Annotated in this window: 4 protein-coding genes and 1 pseudogene; 2 read left to right on the top strand and 3 right to left on the bottom strand. The window is 39.9% G+C overall.

Annotated elements, in window-relative coordinates:
* Window positions 1–10 precede the first annotated feature (10 nt).
* Window positions 11–421, bottom strand: a pseudogene (locus tag LC574_RS35790) (peptidase S8); the annotation flags it as partial.
* 113 nt (window positions 422–534) lie between these two features.
* On the opposite strand from LC574_RS35790, the gene LC574_RS35785 reads away from it, so the two are divergent.
* Window positions 535–969 carry a hypothetical protein gene (locus LC574_RS35785; RefSeq protein WP_229458367.1) on the top strand — a complete coding sequence of 145 codons (435 nt, stop codon included), beginning with the start codon at window positions 535–537 and terminating at the stop codon, window positions 967–969.
* A gap of 42 nt (window positions 970–1,011) precedes the next feature.
* On the opposite strand, the gene LC574_RS35780 is transcribed toward LC574_RS35785, so the two are convergent.
* Window positions 1,012–1,863: a metal ABC transporter permease gene (locus LC574_RS35780; RefSeq protein WP_229458366.1), complete on the bottom strand. Its 852-nt coding sequence runs from the start codon at window positions 1,861–1,863 to the stop codon at window positions 1,012–1,014.
* 93 nt (window positions 1,864–1,956) lie between these two features.
* On the opposite strand from LC574_RS35780, the gene LC574_RS35775 reads away from it, so the two are divergent.
* Entirely contained in the window at window positions 1,957–2,103 is a 147-nt protein-coding gene (locus tag LC574_RS35775) for a hypothetical protein (protein ID WP_229458365.1), read from the top strand.
* On the opposite strand, the gene LC574_RS35770 is transcribed toward LC574_RS35775, so the two are convergent.
* Window positions 2,064–2,413 (bottom strand): metal ABC transporter ATP-binding protein (locus tag LC574_RS35770; RefSeq protein ID WP_229458364.1); only part of this gene is annotated, 350 nt, incomplete at its 5' end. The two genes, LC574_RS35775 and LC574_RS35770, sit on opposite strands and share 40 nt — an antisense overlap.

Genomic DNA, 2,413 nt, shown 5'->3' with positions numbered 1-2,413 from the left:
AACGTTACACCCCAATTAATGAAGGGCTTGTCTCATCATCTTCTTGGGGTCTCAAAAATTCTCCCAGCCAAGTTGCTTGACCGGGTTGGGGAATCTTGCTGTAGATATAGTTTGGTTCAATGATTTCTGTAGCTTGGGCAAACTGAGATTTTTTCAGTTCTTGGAGCCGTTGGCGATCGCCTTTGATAATATACACATTATCTTTTTTGGAAAACTTGTTGTCTAATTGGGGTGTAACGTTGTATTGTTTGGCGATCGCTTGCAGATCCTGTTCCACCACTAGTGATGGAATATCTTCCCGAAAATCAAGCAAAATCGTCTCAAACTCTCCTTTCGCTGCCAATCCCTGGAAATTCAGGAAACCAAATATGGCAGATCCCAGCCCAATGACAAACAAGCACAATAATATAAGCTTTCTCATATTAACTCATCACCGCTTTTTGCCAGTTTGCTCACTACCATAACTTATCTCTATCCTTTAGTGGTGGATTTTGCACTTTTAGTTACAAGTTTCACTCAGGAATTTTTTAAACGATGGAACGTGGTCTTTTATGGTTGCCCTTATTAGTAATGTTTTTCTGGTTGGCTTGGCAAGGCTCGAAGGAATATCAAAAGGTTGAAGCCTATCGCGCCTGGGCAGAGCAATTTGAACGGGCTAAGTACGATATTTATTCAGTATTAGGTCAAAAAGGCAACAATCTAACTTGGGGAAAACCCACGCCTAAAGGGCCTGTTAAACTAGAAACATTCTCTTTGCTTGATGTTAAAGAAATATATCTTTTAGTAGATGAGAAAAAAGTAGATTTAGAAAGTATACCAGAAAAAGGTCGTTCTATAGAGTTAGAATTTCTCTTTTTTGAATCTACTGATTCAGTGCGGGTTCCGTTTACAGAAATTCCTTTGGCAGCAGAATGGGGTAAGTTTTTGCAGGGGGCGTTAGAAAGTTTGCGAAAGCAAGCGAATCAGTAGTTATATGTCTCTACATGCCGGAAAATCAGCGTAATTCAAAGATTATGGTGTGAGTTTTCTGCTGCTCAAGGTAAAAATACCATACTTAGGACTGAATAACAACGCCAAAATAAAGAATCCCGATACTACTAAAACGATCGCAGGCCCAGAGGGTAAGTTATAAAAGTAGCTAAGATACATACCGCTAATACTAGAAATTACGCCAATTACCGCACCCAAAATCATTACATAGTTGAGGCGTTTAACTAATAAATAGGCGGTAGCTCCTGGTGTAATTAAAAGTGATAATACTAAAATGACACCGACAGCTTTCATGCTGGCGACTATTGTTAAAGCTATTAGCACCATAAGCCCAAAGTTCAGCCGATTCACGGGCAAACCTGCGGCTTGAGCGCCTAAAGGATCAAATGTATAAAATAAAAGTTCTTTATATAATAAAATAACAACTATTAAAACAATAGTGGCAATAATAGCAGTATCCCGCACTTCATCAATAGTAACACCGAGAATGTTACCGAAAAGGAAGTGGTTGAGGTCGATTTTGTTATCTTTTTGAATAACAGTAATTAGGGTGATACCAAGGGCAAAGAATGCTGAAAAAACTATGCCCATTGCCGCATCTTCTTTGATAGGCGATCGCACTCTAATCCAGGCGATCGCCATTGTACTGACAACTCCGGCAATAAATGCCCCAATATATATATTTGCTCCTACCATAAAAGCGATCGCTAATCCTGGCAAAACTGAGTGACTTATGGCATCACCCAGCAAGGCTAGTCGCTGCACCATTAAGTAGCTACCTACAACTGCACACAACATCCCAACTAAAATCGCAATCACCAGCGATCGCTGCATAAAGCCGTATTGCAACGGCTCAATTAATGCTTGTAACATATTTTGTCATTTGTCATTTGTCATTTGTCATTTGTCATTTGTCATTTGTCATTTGTCATTTGTCATTTGTCATTCACTAATGCCCCATACTCAATGACATTTTATGCAGCGTCTGAATGTCATTTGTCAGTTGTCCTTTATCATTTGTCAATGCCCAATGCCCCATGCCCCATGCCCAATGCCCAATGCCCAATCACATTTTATGCAGCATCAGAAAAGTACATTACTTTTCCACCATAAGCACGATGGAGGTTCTCTTCTGTAAGTACTTGTTGCCGTGAACCTGTGGCGATTAATTGACGATTTAGTAATATTAAATCATCAAAGTGGGTGATTGATTCTCCTAAGTCGTGGTTGACTACTAGCACGATTTTGTTATCGGCGGCGAGTTCATGGAACACTTCAAAAATCACTGACTGGGTTTTTTGATCAATGCCTACTAGAGGTTCATCAAAGCAGAAGATTTCTGCTTGCTGTGTTAAAGCACGGGCTAAAAATACTCGTTGTTGTTGTCCTCCTGATAATTGTCCAATGGGGCGATCGCAATATT

Source organism: Nostoc sp. CHAB 5715 (genome assembly GCF_020829685.1).
In the GTDB taxonomy this organism is placed as follows: domain Bacteria; phylum Cyanobacteriota; class Cyanobacteriia; order Cyanobacteriales; family Nostocaceae; genus Nostoc.
This window is presented reverse-complemented; position numbering and strand designations above follow the sequence as displayed.

Coding starts and splice junctions, on each gene's coding strand:
- LC574_RS35780 (WP_229458366.1), bottom strand. CDS start 1,863: ATGTTACAAGCATTAATTGAGCCGTTGCAATACGGCTTTATGCAGCGA.
- LC574_RS35775 (WP_229458365.1), top strand. CDS start 1,957: ATGACATTTTATGCAGCGTCTGAATGTCATTTGTCAGTTGTCCTTTAT.
- LC574_RS35785 (WP_229458367.1), top strand. CDS start 535: ATGGAACGTGGTCTTTTATGGTTGCCCTTATTAGTAATGTTTTTCTGG.